Origin of the sequence: Cohnella mopanensis (genome assembly GCF_022352055.1) — a bacterium.
Lineage (GTDB): Bacteria > Bacillota > Bacilli > Paenibacillales > Paenibacillaceae > Cohnella > Cohnella mopanensis.
Genome location: NZ_JAKRWM010000013.1, coordinates 23,615 through 39,718, shown reverse-complemented (window position 1 = coordinate 39,718; position 16,104 = coordinate 23,615). Strand labels below are relative to the sequence as shown.

Genomic DNA, 16,104 nt, shown 5'->3' with positions numbered 1-16,104 from the left:
GTTTATGGTTTAATTAATCGCGATTTGAAGGTATTCTCCGCTCCAAATCAGTACAGCATATACTCCTGGAGCGATATTGGCCGTATCCATAGTAACAGTCTGGCCTACTTGAGCTGCACCTACAGTTAATTTTTGCAGCGCCGCTTGATCAAATTGTGACTGATCCCCGTTCGTTCCGGTAGGAACCAAGTAAACCGTTCCCGGCGTATTTACCGAGAAACTGATCTGCGTTCCCGCAGTAACGGAAGCTTGAGGCTTCACGACGAAAAACGGGTTCACGGTTATCGAGCCTGTTGTTAAATCTTCGGATCGGATGTTGTCGTCAGAGTCCTTAAGCGTGTTAGCAACAATCTTCACCTTCAGTAACGGGCTTTGGAATTGAGTCGCTAGAGTAACCGTGATATGGTCTCCGTTAATAGAAACGGTGTCTCCCGCTGCCAGCGGAAGGAACACTACGCCTCCATCGGTGGACATAAGGACATTGGATTTCAGATCAACGACATCGCTCGTAGCCGTTCGATTGAGATTGATATGGATGGCGGAATTATTGCTATCCAGATAGGCATTCTTTATCGAGAGAGGAGCGTTTGGAGCGTTCGACTCGTCTAAGTAAGTAACATAGGCTTTCTCGCTCTCCCCGTACGGAGGAGCAGTTACGGTTACTAGAAGATATCCTGCTGCCATTCCCAATTGGCCCACGTTGACAATGACCGCAGTTTGGCCGGCAGGAACCGGAATGCTAGCCGCGATTGGCGCCGTGTCCTCCCACTGACGATATACCTTAACGATGCTGCCCTCTGCCAACCCGGTTACGGTTACGGAATCCTGATCTCCTATGACATTAGCAACCGTAATCTGATGAGGCTGCAGTATCGGAGTCACGTCGATATCGACTTTCACCGAATCGCCGCCCCAGAGATATAGAGTGTATATACCCGCTGGCAATTCCGCGGTGGAGAGCTCAAGCTCTTGACCGACCATTGCTTCCGTGACGATTAGCTTCTTCGCCTGCTTCAGAACGACGCGATGTTCAAAATCGGCCCCAGAGCCTCCCCCTAATATTGTAGGCGAGAGGTAGACGGTAACGGCCATATCGACTTTAAATTTCAGCGTGTCGTTTAAGTGGACCGAAGCTTGAGGCTTCGCGATGAATAACGCTCCTGCCGCGAATGTCCAGCTAGTCATGATTCGATCTAACACAACGCCGTTCGAATCTTTCAATGAATTCGCCGCAAGTTGAAGGACATTGTCTTTCCCGGTAAACGGAGTAGCAAAAGTAACTTCGAGCGCGGTGTTAAATAATCTGATCGTATCATTCGCTCCCAGTGGCCGGAACGTTGTCCCTCCGTCCGAAGAGAAGCGAAGCGCCGCCTTGAGTTGATCCAGATTGTTCAGATTGTTAAGGATACCCCGATTAAAAGTGAACCACGCTTGCGTATTGCTGCCACCCGTGCTTAACCCCGTAAAGTTAAGAGGAGAGTTTTCCGAATCCATTACGTACACATGATGCAAGGCTGACACATTGCCGGCTACATCCGCTGCGACGACATAATATAATCCGCCTAAGAAATTCGTTGTCGAGATCTCGACGGTTTGATTAGCAACGACGGATACTTTCTTCCCGACTCCGTCACGGGCTGCAAGATTCAAATCGATCAGCAGTCCCGGAACCGAGGACGGCATCATATAAATATAGCCATTTTCGTTACTCTTAGCCGATATTTTATCGCCTGAAGTAATCTCGGTTGCAGAGATGTTAAGCGTTGGAGGCGTCCGATCCTCCGGCCTAGTCGTCGTCTCCGGCGATCCGGATGATCCGGAAGATCCGCCTGCCGCAGGCGTAGTAACGGGTTGCGATGAACCGCCTACTTTAACCGTCGTGTCTTTCGGCACATCGGTTCCAAGCTTAATCTCTGTCGGCTTCTGCTCCATGGTCACGCCCGCAGCATTGACGAGCGCGGCTGTAATCGAGCCTTCTCCGAGAATGCTCGTGGCCGCGTTCATGATCAGGGACAAGATTTGCGCCTCTTTGTTTAGCTTGATCGAGCTATCCGCCGCATCCTTGCCTACGTTCAGCTCGCCGATAGAGCCTGACGGAATTTCGATCGAGATATGCTTAGCCAATACGTTAACCGTTTCGAATTGTCCCACAAGGTTAATCTGGGACCCTTCCGGCAGCTTCTCGGACAGAGTCACGCTGTCGACTTTCGTATTTTTGTCCGCCTCCACCCGTACCGGCGATTGGATTTGGAATTCCGCGATTTGCGCGGCGCCTTCCACGACGATACGGACTGTACCGTCAGCCTTATCAACAACTACGGTAAGCATAATCGTGTTCTCGAAATGAACGCTATGCTCTCCCCCGCCTTGAACGATCGTTTTGCCGGTTACTTTGACGTTCTTCAGGAAGACGTCGCCTTCTCCGATCCCTTTGCCAAGCACCAAATCGCCGTTAACTTCCACGTTCTGCAAAGTAATACCCGGCGCATCGATAAGTAAGTTTTTGCGAAGGACAGCCTTTTGGCTTGCAGTCCCGTATGTACCGGCTTGTTTGAACACGATTTGATTCTTTTTCGCAAGCCGGTTCAGAAGAACGACAGCTTCGGCGCGTGTCAATACGTCGGTCGGTCGGAAGAGGCCTTTGCTGCCCACCATGATTTGCTGGTCGACCACGGCTCCGATTGCTCCGCTGCTCCATTTCGCGATTCCCTTGGCATCGCTGAATTGAGTCGCGGATAACGAATCGTTTAAGACTAGCAATTTCGACAGCATGACAGCCGCTTCTTGACGGCTAACGGGCTGCAACGGTTTAAATGTCCCGTCTTTAAAGCCCGTGGCGTATCCTGCTCCTACTGCGGAAACAATATCCTTGTAATACCAAGCTTTCTCATTCAGATCGCTGAAATGATTATCGGAAGGCTCGTCGATTTTGAAAGTTTTATTGATTAGACTTACCCACTCGCTGCGGGTAATCGGCGCGTTAGGACGAAAAGTTCCATCCGAATATCCTTGGACGGTACCTGCGTCTAACATTTGGTCGATAGTCCCTTTGGCCCAGTGACCAGTTAGATCTTTGGCAGTAGCAAATACTGCCGTGCTCATTGTCGAAAGAACGATTAGAACGGAAAGAATAAATGACACAAGACGTTTACCCGCTTGAATTCTCAAGCTACAACAGCTCCTTCTAAAATAACATGTGAGGAAAATTATAACTTTTGGCAATTTACATTAACAGACAATAATTAACAGGATTAACATAGAATTCGAGACTTTTGAACTATTATCTTTCGTTTATGACCCAAACCAAAAAAACTCCAGATCGCCTGGAGTTTTTTGGTCCTATCTCTATCGATTATCGCAGCTTACAAGCTCCAATCTAGCTTTACCTCGCCGCCCTTGCGGGAGGATTCGTAGATGGCATCGATGATGAGGTTACTGCGCAATCCCGTCTCCGCGGAAGTCCAAGGCGTTCTACCCGTGCGAACGCAGTCGAGGAAATGGCGGCTCAAGCGAACGCGGGCGCCCTCATCTTCCGTCGGTGCTACGAGCGGAACGTCAACCGTCTGGTCGAACCGCTCCGTAAGGAATTTACCCTCGCTGCCCCTCAAGACGGCACCGCCGTCGGAACCCATCAGGTGAAGGAAAGGAGAGCTGTCGGTGTCCATATGAACAGCCCAACTCACTTCAAGAGTCAGCGATGTTCCATCCTCCATCTTGATGATCGCCGTAGCTAAGTCCTCTACATCGTAGACTCCGTTCCAATCCGGCTTGCCCCAGTTACCGATCCCTTTTTTCCGAGGGCCGAACTCAGCGTAGGTGGATCCGTATACCGATACCGGCTTCGGTTCGCCCATGAGGAAGAAAGCCAAATCCAACATATGGACGCCGATATCGATTAATGGTCCGCCGCCTGACTGATCATGCCGGGTAAACCATGTCCCCCAGCCCGGAATCCCCTTGCGGCGATACCAGCCGGTCTTGGCGGTGTAGATTCGGCCAAGCTCCCCGCGATCGATCTGCTCCTTGATTTGCAAGGAAAGCGGCTCCCACCTCATCTGATGAGCTACCATGACCGTTTTTCCCGTGCGCTTCTGCGCTCTTACGATTTCTTTGGCCGCCTCGGAATGAAGGCCCATCGGTTTCTCTACCAGCACGTGTTTGCCTTGATCCAAAGCATATATGGTCAACGCAGCATGCGCTTGGTTGGGAACCGCAACGATTACCGCATCCACGTCTTCTCGGCGAATTAGCTCCTCCGGGGTCGGCGATACGACGGGAATTCCGTATTCCTTCGCTCTCTGCTCCGCGAGCGGCAAGTAGGCGTCCGTAATCGCGACGAATTCACATTCTTCTTTCAGCTTACCGAATTCCTGCAAATGCACGTTACCGATATTTCCTGCACCGATCAAGCCGATGCGAATCTTAGACGGACTGGACATGATCTTAGATTCCTCCAATGATAATGCTGCTGTATTAAGCGCGTACCACCATCATAATCCAGAAACCGTTCCAACGGAGATGACCAATTTAGCTTACTTCTTATGGTCTTTTGGTTGGAACGGCATTCCTTAGCCGCCGGAACGTGACTTCGTTCCTTTTTTAATACAGCAAAAAAACGTCTGCGGATATTCGCAGACGTTTCTACGTTGTTGACGGCAACTTCCATTATCTCTTGAGCAGCTCCAGAAATTCCGAACGGAGCGCCGAGCTTTGTCGGAATTGGCCTCTAACAGCCGATGTAACGGTTTTGCTGCCAGGTTTCTTCACGCCTCGCGAGCACATGCACAGATGCTCTCCCTCGACGACGACCATTACGCCATGCGGCTGCAGCACTTCTTCCAGAATGTCCGCGATTTGCGAAGTAATTCTTTCTTGTACCTGCAAACGTCTAGACACCGCTTCAACTAAGCGAGCAAGCTTGCTCAAGCCGGCTATCTTCCCGCTAGGAATGTAACCGATATGAGCCATTCCGAAGAAAGGCGCCATATGATGCTCGCATTGGCTGTAATAGACGATATCCTTCACGATGACAAGCTCTTCATGCTGCTCGTCGAAAGTAACGCCCAGTACGTCCCTCGGATCGACGGCGTATCCGGCGAATATTTCCTCATACATTCGTGTGACCCGTGCAGGCGTTTCCAGCAAACCCTCACGCTCGACATCTTCGCCGATCAGCTTCAGAATCTCCCGAACGTGGAATTCGACCTTCTCACGATTATGGCTCACATCCGAATTGGAGTAATCTTTGGCTCCCGCCATGACCATTCCCCCTACTATCTACGAAACTTTGGATTATTTCTGTTTTGGCCGGCACCGGGAGTCGGCTTAGCATTTCCGCCGCCCGCGTTCTGATTTTTCATCATTTGCTGAGCCTTCGCCAATTGTTGGCTATTCATATTATAGCCCATTTGCTTAGCCATCTTCTGAAGCATTTCCGGATTATTCTGCATCTTCGTCATTTGGTAGCGCAAGTAAAATACCCCAACGATAAATCCAACGACCAAGCCGACGATTAACGTCAGGATCGGAATAAGATAGGACCACATAATCAGCGCCTCCGAAATTTTCATAATAAAACCCCGCTAACGCCACGATGCGTCTGAGCAGGGCTGTTGTACTATGATAGCATGGTCGAACTTTGCGCGCAAACGGAAAAACCCGTCTCCCGCACTAAGATAAGACAGCCTCTATGAAAAGCGTCGGATGTTGAGCCAAATCGATCTCGACATAGCCAACCGCGTCTTCGCCATCCTTATCTATGACGCGAACGATTGGCCTTCCAGGCAAGCCTCGGTGCTGGCTGACGACGACTCCGATTTGGCGATTAGATAGCCTTACGGATATTCCATTCGGGTAGATCGATACGATTCGCATGAACTGGGTCAACACTTCATGATCCAGCATCGTACCCGACATTGCGTTCAACCGCTCGCAAGCTTCGTGCGGCATTAACGGCGCTTCATCGTCGTTCGGATAGATCATATTATCGTAAATATTAGCGACAGCCGCTATTTTCGCATAGGTATGGATGTCATCGCCCGTCAACCCTCGCGGTAACCCGGTTCCGTCCACGAATTCATGATGCTGGAAGGCTACGTGAGCGATCAGCAAGCTATATTCGCGTTTATTCTTCAGCAGATCGAATCCGCGCCATGAGTGATGCATTCGGCCTTCCTGTACTTCCGGCGCGCCGATCTTGCCGATATCGTGCAATAAGGCGCCGATTGCCAATTCCTTAAGCTGAATCATATTCAAGCCCATGTTCAGCCCCAACAGAGATGACATCATGCATACGTTCATCGCATGCAGGAATCTGGCATTGTCCGCCGTGCGGATATCCGACAGGTGGATGAGAATGTTTTGGTTTCTCAACACTTCGTCCAGCATGTCGTCCACGGTTTGGCCAATCGCTTTGGAACTGAAGGCTTTCCCGGACCTTAGCGACTCGAACATCTCGGACATCTGGTGAATGACCGCCAGTTTCGTATCGTCGGAGAGCAGCTCATCGCTCGAAATATCGCGGTACATCGGATCATCTATATAGATGGTCGTTACGCCTATCCGCTTTAATGTACTGATCATATATACGGTTAAATGTACTCCCTTGGAGAGCAGTACCGGTCCGTTAGAGGAGAAGATCGTTCTACCCAGTGTTTGACCCGGTTCGACCGTCTCGATATCGACTAATTTCATCTCGTGCCACTCCTGCCTTTGTTTAAAGATGTAACAAGCATTATTTCGGCAAATTAGGCGCTTAAGTTTATGCTGTACGCAGACTAAAAATAAAAACTCCTCCGTTCCTCTTAATTAAGGAAGCGAAGGAGTATGAATTCATTATTTCACATCGTAGATTTCGTACAATCCGTCGATGACGAGATTGGCCGCAAGAATGCCTCCAGCCGTGTTCCATACGGCATCGTCTACTCTATAAACCTTGCCGTTCTTAACGGCGTTCAAGCTTTTCCACAACGGGTCGTTGACCCATTCCTTCTCCGTTTCCGAAGCTTTACCGTCTCCGGTCTCGTAAGTGAAGTAGAAGAGACGATCCGCGTCCGCCTCCGGCAGACGTTCTTTCGTAATTTCATCCACGAATTGATCCTTCGCGTTCAAAGTCATCGCATTCCGTGCAATTCCGATTTGGTTGAAAATAATGCCTGTAAACGTGTCCGTATGGTATACGCGCGTCTTGCCGCCCATGAATCGAACAACCGATACGGTTTCATTCAGCTTGTCTCCGGCTTTCTCTTTAAACTGCGCGATCCTTGCGTCGTAATCGGCAATCAGTTTATCGCCTTCGGACGACTTGTCCAGAGCATCGGCATATAGATTGAAGTTAATTTTCCATTCTCCGCGCAACGTCTCGGATTCAACGGTCGGAGCAATCGCGGACAATTGCTCATAAATTTTCTCATGGCGCATTTTGTTACCAATGATCAGATCCGGCTTCAAGCCTGCGATCAGTTCCAAGTTAGGCTGTCCTTCTTCGCCAAGCTCCGTTACGCCATCCATTTGATCTTTAATGTGCTCATACCATGGCGAGCCCGTCCAAGATTTTACCGCTCCTACCGGCTTCACGCCAAGCGCGAGCAGAGCTTCCGTCCCTTCATTGGTCAGGACCACGATACGTTGAGGGGTTCCCTTAATCTTCGTTACACCCATCGCATGCTTGATGACGCGCTCTGTTCCGGCGGCTGAATTGTCCCCGGCCGGCGATGAACTATTGGATGCAGCGGGAGCGCTGCTTTCGTTTCCGTTACTCTTATTGTTGTTGCCGCAAGCGGTAACCATCATGACCATAACGAGCACCACGATTCCCCACCATGCGGAATGTTTTCTTGCGTTTGCTTTCATTTCTGTTAATCCTCCTAAGTATAATCATGTTGTGCGATTGAAAATCATTATCAACGACATTACTTAATTTATTCGATTCGTGCGCTAATGTCAACAATTCTGAGAACGATTCTCATCCTCATTGACAGTGCAGAGCTCATCATCTAAACTTCTCAAGTAGAGTATTCAATTGACGCCCCGGATCCTTAACAACTTATTACATCAAGAAAGCTGGTCGCTATGAGAATCTTCGGACTGATCTTTTTTTTGCTTCTATTAGTCCTATCGATGTTATGCAGTATCGCATTCGGAGTGGCGGATATCCCCATCTCTTCCGTTGTCGATTCGTTTATCCATTACGATGCATCCCAAAGTCATTTGATCATTCGCATGACCCGCGTTCCTCGCGCATTAATCGCGGCATGCGTCGGCGCTTGCTTAGCCGTTGCCGGGGTGCTTATGCAAGTCATTACCCGTAACCCGATCGCCTCCCCGAGCACGTTCGGCATTAATTCCGGGGCCGCATTCTTCGTTGTGCTTGCATCGGGCCCGATCCTCAACCTGAGCAGCCTTCAATCGCTCACTTGGACAGCCTTAATAGGCGCGGCAGTGAGCGGCGTTATCGTATTTATATTAGGCAGCGTCGGTAAGGATGGGATGACGCCGATTAAGATTACGTTAGCAGGAGCGACGATAGCCGCTTTTTTCTTCTCGCTCACGCAAGGCTTCATGTTATCGGACGGTAAAATGTTCGATCAAGTGCTCATCTGGATGGTCGGCTCGGTTGCCGGGCGGGAAATGGACATGCTGTTAAATGTTCTTCCTTATATGGCGGCAGGCCTCATCGTTGCGCTGTTCCTATCGAACCATATGAATGTCCTTTCCATGGGCGATAGCGTTGCTAAAGGACTTGGCATGTCCACCATACGGATTAAAGGAGCCGCTTCCCTCGCTGTCATTCTGCTAGCCGGCGCGAGCGTGGCAGTGGCTGGCCCGATCGCATTCGTAGGAATCATCATTCCCCACATCGTTCGTTATCTCGTAGGTAGCGATTACCGGTGGATTATTCCGTATAGCGCAGTCCTCGGAGCTTTATTGCTTGTCACCGCGGATTTGGGTTCGCGTTACATCGCCATGCCTACCGAAATTCCCGTTGGCGTCATGACTGCGATTCTGGGCGTGCCTTTCTTCGTCTATATCGCCCGGAAGGAGAGACGCATCGGATGAGCAAATATACTTCATGGCGTACTCGCCAACCGAAGACCAGCTTCCATGTTGACCGCAATGTCATTCGCATCACGATTATTCTAGCTATTCTATGCGTCGCCCTCATGATTCTAAGCACGGGAATCGGCAGCCTGTGGATCAACCCATGGGATGTTGTCCGTTCGCTCTTCGGGCAAGGCGATCCGATGCACAACGTCATCATAATGAAGCTAAGATTGCCGAGAATCGTCATCGCCGTGCTAGTCGGCGCCTCCCTTGCCGTTGCCGGGGCAGTGCTGCAAGGGATTGTCCGCAATCCGCTTGCTTCTCCCGACGTCACGGGGATTACGGACGGTGCATCACTCGGAGCCGTCCTGTTCCTCTTCTTATTCACGAATAAGTTGTCGATTCAATGGATGCCCGTCGCGGCCATCACCGGCGCTTTTGTCGTAACCGGTATCCTTTATTTGCTCGCTTGGCGAAATGGAGTCGCCCCCATCCGGCTTGTGTTGATCGGCACTGGATTATCCGCGGCCTTCAAATCGCTCTCCTATATGCTCATCATCTCCAGCCCGTTCATGCTCGCCATTAAATCGGTCACCTTCATGACCGGGAGTATTTACGGGACATCATGGGCGAAGGACGTATTCACGCTTCTACCTTGGATAGGCATTCTACTGCCCCTCACGTGGCTGTTATCGCGCCATATGAACGTCCAAGCGCTAGGCGATGACGTAGCCAACAGCGCCGGCTCCAACGTCCAGCGAGGACGTATCGTCTTGCTTTTGTTAAGCGTTGCCCTTGCGGGATCGGCCGTAGCAATAGGTGGTGCGATCTCATTCATAGGCTTGATGGCCCCCCACATGGCCCGCAAACTAGTCGGCCCCGCCTTCGGCGGCCTCCTACCCGTAAGCGCATTGCTCGGAGCGATGATCTTATTGCTGGCGGATTTAGTCGCCCGCACCGCGTTCTATCCGCAAGATATCGCAGCCGGTGTTTTTACGGCGGCAATCGGTGCACCGTTTTTCTTATATATGTTATATCGCCAACGAAACGCATAATAGGGAGTTTGACCAAATTAGGCATGAAACGCCAAGGAAGGATGAAGAGTGATGGAAGGCTTAATAGCGAAGGGTTTATCGTTGTCCTACAATAATGAATACATATTCGAGCAATTGGAATTATCGATTCCCATCGGCAAGACAACCGTATTAATCGGCAGCAACGGCTGCGGTAAATCGACATTGCTTCGTTCGATGGCTCGCTTGTTGAAGCCCCGCGAAGGATCGATCCTGCTTGATGGCGAGGATATTGCGAAGCATCCGACTAAGGAAGTGGCGAAGAAGCTGGCTATTCTGCCGCAAGGACCGACCGCGCCCGAAGGGCTGACCGTGCTGCAGCTCGTCAAGCAAGGACGTTACCCTTATCAAAGCTGGCTGCAGCAGTGGTCGGAGCAGGACGAAGCCTGCGTCAGGGCGGCGCTGGATTCCACGGGAATGAGCGCGTTCGCCGAACGTTCCGTGGACTCTCTATCCGGAGGACAACGGCAACGGGCATGGATTGCCATGACATTGGCCCAAGATACGGGAATCATCCTGTTGGATGAACCAACGACTTATCTGGATATGGCCCACCAGATCGAAATTCTTGACTTGTTGTACGATCTGAACATTCGCGACAACCGCACGATCGTTATGGTGCTCCACGACATTAATCTGGCTTGCCGCTACGCGGATCACATCGTCGCTATCAGCGACGGATCCGTGTATGCTGAGGGCAAACCGGAACAGATTGTCGATAGTTCGCTTATCGAAGCGGTATTTCATCTCCGTTGCGATATTATGCTTGATCCCTTGTACGGTACGCCGATGTGTATCCCTCATGGCAAAGGCCGCACGTTCAACAAGGAATAACCATTTCTTTTGACTACGTTAAATTTCGTCGTATTTCCCCGGAAATAGCCAATTATTTACGCGTACGGTCCGATTTCGGAGCCGATAAAGCGCGTTCGATGGCTAATAACACCTCTGTATCCTGCTCTTTCGATTGGGCCGCTTGAAGACATTCCATGGCCTCCATCGAACCTATCCGACCAAGCGCCCAAGCAGCAGTAGCCCGCAATACCGGACGAGGGTCTTCCCGCAACACGACATCTACGTCAGGAACCGACTCGACATCGCGGAAATTGCCTAAAGCGATAAGCGCATTACGCTGAATCGGCTTGCGACCTCGCCAAGATGCCGAGCCCGCTCCGAACTTCTCGCGAAATTCGCGGTTGCCCATCGTCAGCAGCGGACGCAGCAACGGCTTCGCGACCTCCGGGTCGGGCAACAGCTCCTCATGATGCCTCAAGTCGATTTTCCGATTAACGGGACAGACAATCTGGCACGTATCGCAACCGTACAAGCGGTTACCGATTTTCACCATCATCTCGTCTTCTACGATCCCTTTGGTCTGCGTAATAAAGGAAATACAACGCTGCGAATTCAATTGTCCCGGTCCGACTAACGCCCCAGTCGGGCAGGCATCTATACATAAGGTGCAGTCCCCGCACCCGTCCAGCAAAGCCTTGTCCGGAGGTATGGGAAGATTCGTAATCATTTCTCCCAAGTAAACCCAAGAGCCCAACTCCGGAGTAATGACGGAACAGTTTTTGCCGCTCCAGCCTATGCCCGCCCTCTCGGCGACGGCACGATCCGATAACGCCCCCGTGTCAACCATCGACATGAGCTTAGCCTCGGGCACTCTATCCGCAATCCATTCGGTCAACTTCGTTAGCCGGCGACGCAGCGCCTGGTGGTAATCTTCCCCCCAAGCGGAACGCGATAAGATTCCCCTACGTCTGCCCGGTTCCGATACGGGCGCGTTCTTCAGCTTCGATGGATAGGCGACGGCGATCGAGATAATCGAACGCGCTTCCGGCATTAACAGCGAAGGCTCCGTTCTTAAGTCCAAATCCGGTTCTTCGAAACCGGACTCGTGTCCAAGCTCGCGATGACGAATGAGCCGCTCCTTCAACTCCGCGAACGGATCAGCCGAAGTCACGCCAATCTTGTCGATCCCTAAGCTTGAAGCTGCGTCGATCATTTCTTCTTTTAGCTGAATCCAGAAAGCCGTATCTCTCTGTGCCATAACAAGCCTCACAGTTTAGCCCAGCGGCTGATCGGCCAGACGATCAAGTCTGCACGGCCTTTAATAAGCTCTTCCGGCACTTCCTTGAACGCACGGCTATCTTTACTGGCACTATGATGGCGGTTATCCCCCATCACGAAATAATGACCGGGGCTAACCGTCGTCAGAGGATAATCTCCGTCTTCGATCTTCACGTCCGTATAAGACTCGACTTTCAATTCTCCGTTAATGTATAACTCTCCATCGCGAATTTCCAACGTATCCCCGGGAATTCCGACAATCCGTTTCACCAGAAACTGCTTGTCTTCCGAGCCTCCGCTTGGATCCTTGAGAATAACAACGTCGCCGCGATCTAGATTTCCTAACTTTAGGACAATCTTATTGACGAACAGCCATTCATTCTCATGGAGCGTTGGCTGCATAGAGATTTTCTTCACGGTAGAGAGCTGGAAGACGTAAGCCTTCAGAAGCAATACGATAACAACGGCCACGACAAGCGCCCTGGACCAATCCCATAATTCCTTGCGCCATCCGCTCAAGCCTGGTTTTTTTTCTTTCTGCGCCGTTCGTCTTCTTCCTCCACCGGAAGAAGGAGCAGGCTCCGCTTGATGCCTCATGTGATTGTCATCTCTCCTTCAGCGTTCATCTGTTGTTTCCATTGTTCATAATAACGGTAAACGTCGGCATCTCCGAACGGTAAAGCTTTATTCGCGATTCTCGCTTGAAGCTCGCGTAATGCGGTTTCAACCTGACTTTCGACAGAATCGCCATAACGGTACTCTTCCTTATGAAGCAGAAATTCGTCTCGGTCTAGTTCATGTACGGCTCCGCTCGGCATAACTACAACATCCAAGTCATAGTCGATGTAGGTCAGAGTATCTCCGTATCGATAGGGAGGAGATGCCAGATTACAATAGTAACGAATGCCTTGTTCTTCGATTAGAGCGACAACATTGAACCATTGCCCGGGAATAAAGAAGGACACCGCCGGCACGCGGCTGATCCATTCCTTTCCATCCGCTTCAATGATCGTCGTATGGTCATTCAACATGACCCAAAGAGACGCCGTTGCATGCTCTATCTGCAGCCGTTCCTCCGGCACTTGCCAATTTTCTAACCAAACGCGGTGAAGTGAACCATCATGCTTGAAGCTCTTGATCACGCATTTCGCATATAGATTATCTGATCTAGTCAAGATGGCACCCCCCGCTGTTTCATGAAGTTGTATACGCCGTCAGATCAGCGATGTTCGATATTATAAGAAAAGCATATCTCCCCGCCAAAAGCAATGGCGCAAAAGATATGCTTCCTTGTTCCGTCCGTGATCGATTTAACCTGCTACAATCGATAGCGGCTGAGTTAACTGAACGAAATCGACAGGCCTTAAACCTAACGAATCGTAAAAGGGGCGCAAATGCTCGTTATGCTTGTCCTCTGCAACGAGGACCTTCATTACGTTGCGCTGGCGGAATCGATTGTTCATGTTGGAAACAAGAGCTCGTCCAACGCCCTGAAGCCTGAATTCCTTCCGAACGGCTATGCGATACACATAACCCTTATGATGATCAATCGTTCCAATTAATACTCCCGCGATGCTGCCTGCTGATTCCGCAACAAGCACCAACTCGCTATCCCAAGACAACTGGCGAGCGAACGCACCCATCGTCTCTTCACAGCACTCTTCCGATAATACTTCTTCCAGAAGCTCGGCAACCGACCTGTAGTCTGACAATTGGAAAGAACGAATCTGCATGCTGTACAATTCCCCCGGGTATTAGGTTTTACATCCAGTTAACGATCTCTTAATTTTACGACAATTTAGAGAAATTTCTAGTTCTTTTATTAAAAAAACATAAATTTTTTCGCAAAAACGCAAGAAAACGCTATGAAAACGCTTTAAACAACACGATTACCGGGGGTTTAACGGCATTAATGGGATTAATTCACGATATTCGGGTTTTTTTGCTGGATAATCAGAGACGAATTAGAGATTCTAAGAGAGTCAGCGAAGGAGGAGATCTGTCATAGCGCCCCGAGTTTTGACTTTTTATACATCTATGTTGATTTAATCGAAAAGATAAGGGATAATAATAAACGTGAGAAACAAAGCTACATATCGAAACTACTTTTAGGAGGTTTTTTACCCATGGCACACGAATTACCAGCTCTTCCGTACGCAACAGACGCACTTGAGCCGCATATCGACACAGCTACGATGGAAATCCATCACGGCCGTCACCACAATGCTTACGTGACGAACCTCAACAACGCTTTGAAATCCGCTCCCGAGTTGGAAAGCAAAAGCGTAGAAAACCTTATCTCCGACTTGAACGCTGTACCTGAGAGCATCCGTACTGCAGTTCGTAACAACGGCGGTGGACATGCGAACCACAGCTTCTTCTGGAAAACGATCAGCCCAAGCGGCGGCGGACAACCATCCGGCGCTCTGGCTTCAGCTATCGATAGCGAGCTTGGCGGATTCGAGAAATTCAAAGAAACATTCGCGGCTGCCGGCGCTACTCGCTTCGGTTCCGGATGGGCTTGGCTTGCTCTTAGCAAAGATGGCAAATTGAAAGTGTACAGCTTGCCGAACCAAGATAGCCCGATCATGGAAGGCGAAACTCCTCTGCTCGGTCTTGACGTATGGGAGCACGCTTACTACCTGAAATATCAAAACAAACGTCCTGACTACATCGCCGCTTTCTGGAACGTAGTGGACTGGAACGCAGTTGGCGCAATTTACGACGCTGCGAAGTAATTTAATGGCATAACTGAAAGAGATCGCTCCCTGGGAACGGAGGCCACGTGCCTCCAATTCGCCGGAAAGCGATCTCTTTTTTGTCATTCGGACTTACACAACGACGCCATCCTCTTCCAATAGCTCGTTTAACTCAGCGGCTACCGTATCGATCATGTGAACGAATGAGGATAACTCTTGCGAGCTGGCCGCTTGTTCTCTGGAGAAGCGGACGGTCTCTTCGCTGCCATGCTTCACATCGTCAAGCGCCGAACGAATTTCCTTGAGCTTCGTTTGAATCGTGACCAATGACTGCTTGGAGTTCGTCGCCAGCTTGCGGATCTCGTTGGCAACGACCTCGAAGCCTAATCCGGCTTCACCCGCGCGCGCTGCTTCAAGAGCCGCGTTCAAACCGATCAAATGCGTTTGATCGGATATTTCGCGCATCGTCGAGCCGAGTTGATTGATTTCGTCGATACTGCTGGACAGTTCCCCGACTTTCGTATGCGAATTCTCTTGAACTTCGGCCGTATGTGAAGCGTTCGTTGCGACCATTGTGCTGCTCGCGCTAAGTTGAACCATCATCGAGGATAGTTCCTGAACCGCCGTGCTCACCTTTGTCAGCATGTATTGCCTTTTCTCGACTAATCGCTCGATCTTGGCTTTCTCGTCCTGCTCATACGCTTCCAGAACGATCTGGGAATCCAAATTGAACAGCTTGCTTAACACATGGGTAATTTTCAACCACTCTTCCGGTAAAATCCGTTTGAGATGCGCAGTCGCGATGTCCAAGTAAAGGATATACGTGCCTAAGTACCATTGCGTCGTCAATCCGATTTTGGAATGAACCTTCCCGATAAACAGTCTTTTGCTGAAAAACTCATCGTCGATATAGCCTTCTGTAAGAGATTGAAAATACCAAATTTGGGTTTGCTTCAATCTTTCGATCGTGCTATGGGATTGAATGAGCTTGATTAGCTCCGGCTGTTCCGTAATGCGTGCGTACAGCTCGTCCACGACAGTAGTCGTGATCGTCTTAAATTCCGATTGCTTGGATTTCAGGAATGCCAAGTCTTCTTCCGAAATCCCTATGTAGTTCAACTGCTTCAATCTTGCCGCGTTCACCTGAATCATTTCCAGTTCCTCCTAATCTAGGCTGCTACTTCTCTAGGTTCTCTCGAAATGAGCGTTACGTCAAG

Annotated in this window: 15 protein-coding genes; 4 read left to right on the top strand and 11 right to left on the bottom strand. The window is 50.2% G+C overall.

What is annotated here, in order from left to right; translation table 11 throughout:
- Positions 1 to 9: 9 nt before the first annotated feature.
- The 6 genes from L3D05_RS18725 to L3D05_RS18700 form a co-directional block, all read right to left on the bottom strand.
- Complete coding sequence (locus tag L3D05_RS18725) at positions 10 to 3,168, bottom strand: S-layer homology domain-containing protein (RefSeq protein ID WP_239617846.1); 3,159 nt, start codon at positions 3,166 to 3,168, stop codon at positions 10 to 12.
- A 194-nt stretch (positions 3,169 to 3,362) separates the two neighbouring features.
- Positions 3,363 to 4,439, bottom strand: a complete 1,077-nt coding sequence (locus L3D05_RS18720) for a Gfo/Idh/MocA family protein (protein WP_239617845.1) — start codon at positions 4,437 to 4,439, stop codon at positions 3,363 to 3,365.
- 226 nt (positions 4,440 to 4,665) lie between these two features.
- Positions 4,666 to 5,259 (bottom strand): GTP cyclohydrolase I FolE, encoded by a 594-nt coding sequence (folE, locus tag L3D05_RS18715; RefSeq protein ID WP_239617844.1) that lies wholly within the window; start codon positions 5,257 to 5,259, stop codon positions 4,666 to 4,668.
- Positions 5,260 to 5,273: 14 nt separating this feature from the next.
- Complete coding sequence (locus L3D05_RS18710; protein WP_369417993.1) at positions 5,274 to 5,570, bottom strand: YneF family protein; 297 nt, start codon at positions 5,568 to 5,570, stop codon at positions 5,274 to 5,276.
- Positions 5,571 to 5,670: 100 nt separating this feature from the next.
- Positions 5,671 to 6,693, bottom strand: a complete 1,023-nt coding sequence (locus tag L3D05_RS18705; RefSeq protein WP_239617843.1) for an HD-GYP domain-containing protein — start codon at positions 6,691 to 6,693, stop codon at positions 5,671 to 5,673.
- A gap of 141 nt (positions 6,694 to 6,834) precedes the next feature.
- Entirely contained in the window at positions 6,835 to 7,851 is a 1,017-nt protein-coding gene (locus L3D05_RS18700; RefSeq protein WP_239617842.1) for an ABC transporter substrate-binding protein, read from the bottom strand.
- A 219-nt stretch (positions 7,852 to 8,070) separates the two neighbouring features.
- Here L3D05_RS18700 and L3D05_RS18695 point away from each other — a divergent pair, with 219 nt between their 5' ends.
- Genes L3D05_RS18695 through L3D05_RS18685 form a run of 3 tightly spaced genes read left to right on the top strand, consistent with a single transcriptional unit; the run spans position 8,071 to position 10,949 of the window.
- Entirely contained in the window at positions 8,071 to 9,057 is a 987-nt protein-coding gene (locus tag L3D05_RS18695) for a FecCD family ABC transporter permease (RefSeq protein WP_239617841.1), read from the top strand.
- A complete protein-coding gene (locus tag L3D05_RS18690) occupies positions 9,054 to 10,097 on the top strand; it encodes a FecCD family ABC transporter permease (RefSeq protein ID WP_239617840.1) in 1,044 nt (347 codons plus the stop codon). Before L3D05_RS18695 ends, L3D05_RS18690 begins: the two co-directional genes overlap by 4 nt.
- Positions 10,098 to 10,148: 51 nt before the next feature.
- Positions 10,149 to 10,949 (top strand): ABC transporter ATP-binding protein, encoded by an 801-nt coding sequence (locus tag L3D05_RS18685; RefSeq protein ID WP_239617839.1) that lies wholly within the window; start codon positions 10,149 to 10,151, stop codon positions 10,947 to 10,949.
- 52 nt (positions 10,950 to 11,001) lie between these two features.
- Here L3D05_RS18685 and queG read toward each other — a convergent pair whose 3' ends face one another.
- From queG to L3D05_RS18665, 4 genes are all read right to left on the bottom strand, one after another.
- On the bottom strand, positions 11,002 to 12,168 hold the full coding sequence (gene queG, locus L3D05_RS18680; RefSeq protein ID WP_239617838.1) for a tRNA epoxyqueuosine(34) reductase QueG: 1,167 nt from the start codon (positions 12,166 to 12,168) through the stop codon (positions 11,002 to 11,004).
- 8 nt (positions 12,169 to 12,176) lie between these two features.
- Entirely contained in the window at positions 12,177 to 12,785 is a 609-nt protein-coding gene (gene lepB, locus L3D05_RS18675; RefSeq protein WP_239617837.1) for a signal peptidase I, read from the bottom strand.
- Positions 12,782 to 13,363, bottom strand: coding sequence for a DUF402 domain-containing protein (locus L3D05_RS18670; protein ID WP_239617836.1), 582 nt, complete (start codon positions 13,361 to 13,363; stop codon positions 12,782 to 12,784). Before L3D05_RS18670 ends, lepB begins: the two co-directional genes overlap by 4 nt.
- A gap of 135 nt (positions 13,364 to 13,498) precedes the next feature.
- Positions 13,499 to 13,921: a GNAT family N-acetyltransferase gene (locus L3D05_RS18665; RefSeq protein WP_239617835.1), complete on the bottom strand. Its 423-nt coding sequence runs from the start codon at positions 13,919 to 13,921 to the stop codon at positions 13,499 to 13,501.
- 393 nt (positions 13,922 to 14,314) lie between these two features.
- Here L3D05_RS18665 and L3D05_RS18660 point away from each other — a divergent pair, with 393 nt between their 5' ends.
- Entirely contained in the window at positions 14,315 to 14,926 is a 612-nt protein-coding gene (locus tag L3D05_RS18660; protein WP_239617834.1) for a superoxide dismutase, read from the top strand.
- A 93-nt stretch (positions 14,927 to 15,019) separates the two neighbouring features.
- Here L3D05_RS18660 and L3D05_RS18655 read toward each other — a convergent pair whose 3' ends face one another.
- A complete protein-coding gene (locus tag L3D05_RS18655) occupies positions 15,020 to 16,039 on the bottom strand; it encodes a globin-coupled sensor protein (RefSeq protein ID WP_239617833.1) in 1,020 nt (339 codons plus the stop codon).
- Between the last annotated feature and the right edge of the window lie 65 nt (positions 16,040 to 16,104).

What these genes read in the sequence shown, in the direction of transcription:
- L3D05_RS18690 (WP_239617840.1), top strand. Translation starts at nt 9,054, where the DNA reads ATGAGCAAATATACTTCATGGCGTACTCGCCAACCGAAGACCAGCTTC.
- L3D05_RS18685 (WP_239617839.1), top strand. Translation starts at nt 10,149, where the DNA reads ATGGAAGGCTTAATAGCGAAGGGTTTATCGTTGTCCTACAATAATGAA.
- L3D05_RS18705 (WP_239617843.1), bottom strand. Translation starts at nt 6,693, where the DNA reads ATGAAATTAGTCGATATCGAGACGGTCGAACCGGGTCAAACACTGGGT.
- folE (WP_239617844.1), bottom strand. Translation starts at nt 5,259, where the DNA reads ATGGCGGGAGCCAAAGATTACTCCAATTCGGATGTGAGCCATAATCGT.
- L3D05_RS18700 (WP_239617842.1), bottom strand. Translation starts at nt 7,851, where the DNA reads ATGAAAGCAAACGCAAGAAAACATTCCGCATGGTGGGGAATCGTGGTG.
- lepB (WP_239617837.1), bottom strand. Translation starts at nt 12,785, where the DNA reads ATGAGGCATCAAGCGGAGCCTGCTCCTTCTTCCGGTGGAGGAAGAAGA.
- L3D05_RS18710 (WP_369417993.1), bottom strand. Translation starts at nt 5,570, where the DNA reads ATGAAAATTTCGGAGGCGCTGATTATGTGGTCCTATCTTATTCCGATC.
- queG (WP_239617838.1), bottom strand. Translation starts at nt 12,168, where the DNA reads ATGGCACAGAGAGATACGGCTTTCTGGATTCAGCTAAAAGAAGAAATG.
- L3D05_RS18695 (WP_239617841.1), top strand. Translation starts at nt 8,071, where the DNA reads ATGAGAATCTTCGGACTGATCTTTTTTTTGCTTCTATTAGTCCTATCG.
- L3D05_RS18655 (WP_239617833.1), bottom strand. Translation starts at nt 16,039, where the DNA reads ATGATTCAGGTGAACGCGGCAAGATTGAAGCAGTTGAACTACATAGGG.
- L3D05_RS18665 (WP_239617835.1), bottom strand. Translation starts at nt 13,921, where the DNA reads ATGCAGATTCGTTCTTTCCAATTGTCAGACTACAGGTCGGTTGCCGAG.
- L3D05_RS18720 (WP_239617845.1), bottom strand. Translation starts at nt 4,439, where the DNA reads ATGTCCAGTCCGTCTAAGATTCGCATCGGCTTGATCGGTGCAGGAAAT.
- L3D05_RS18660 (WP_239617834.1), top strand. Translation starts at nt 14,315, where the DNA reads ATGGCACACGAATTACCAGCTCTTCCGTACGCAACAGACGCACTTGAG.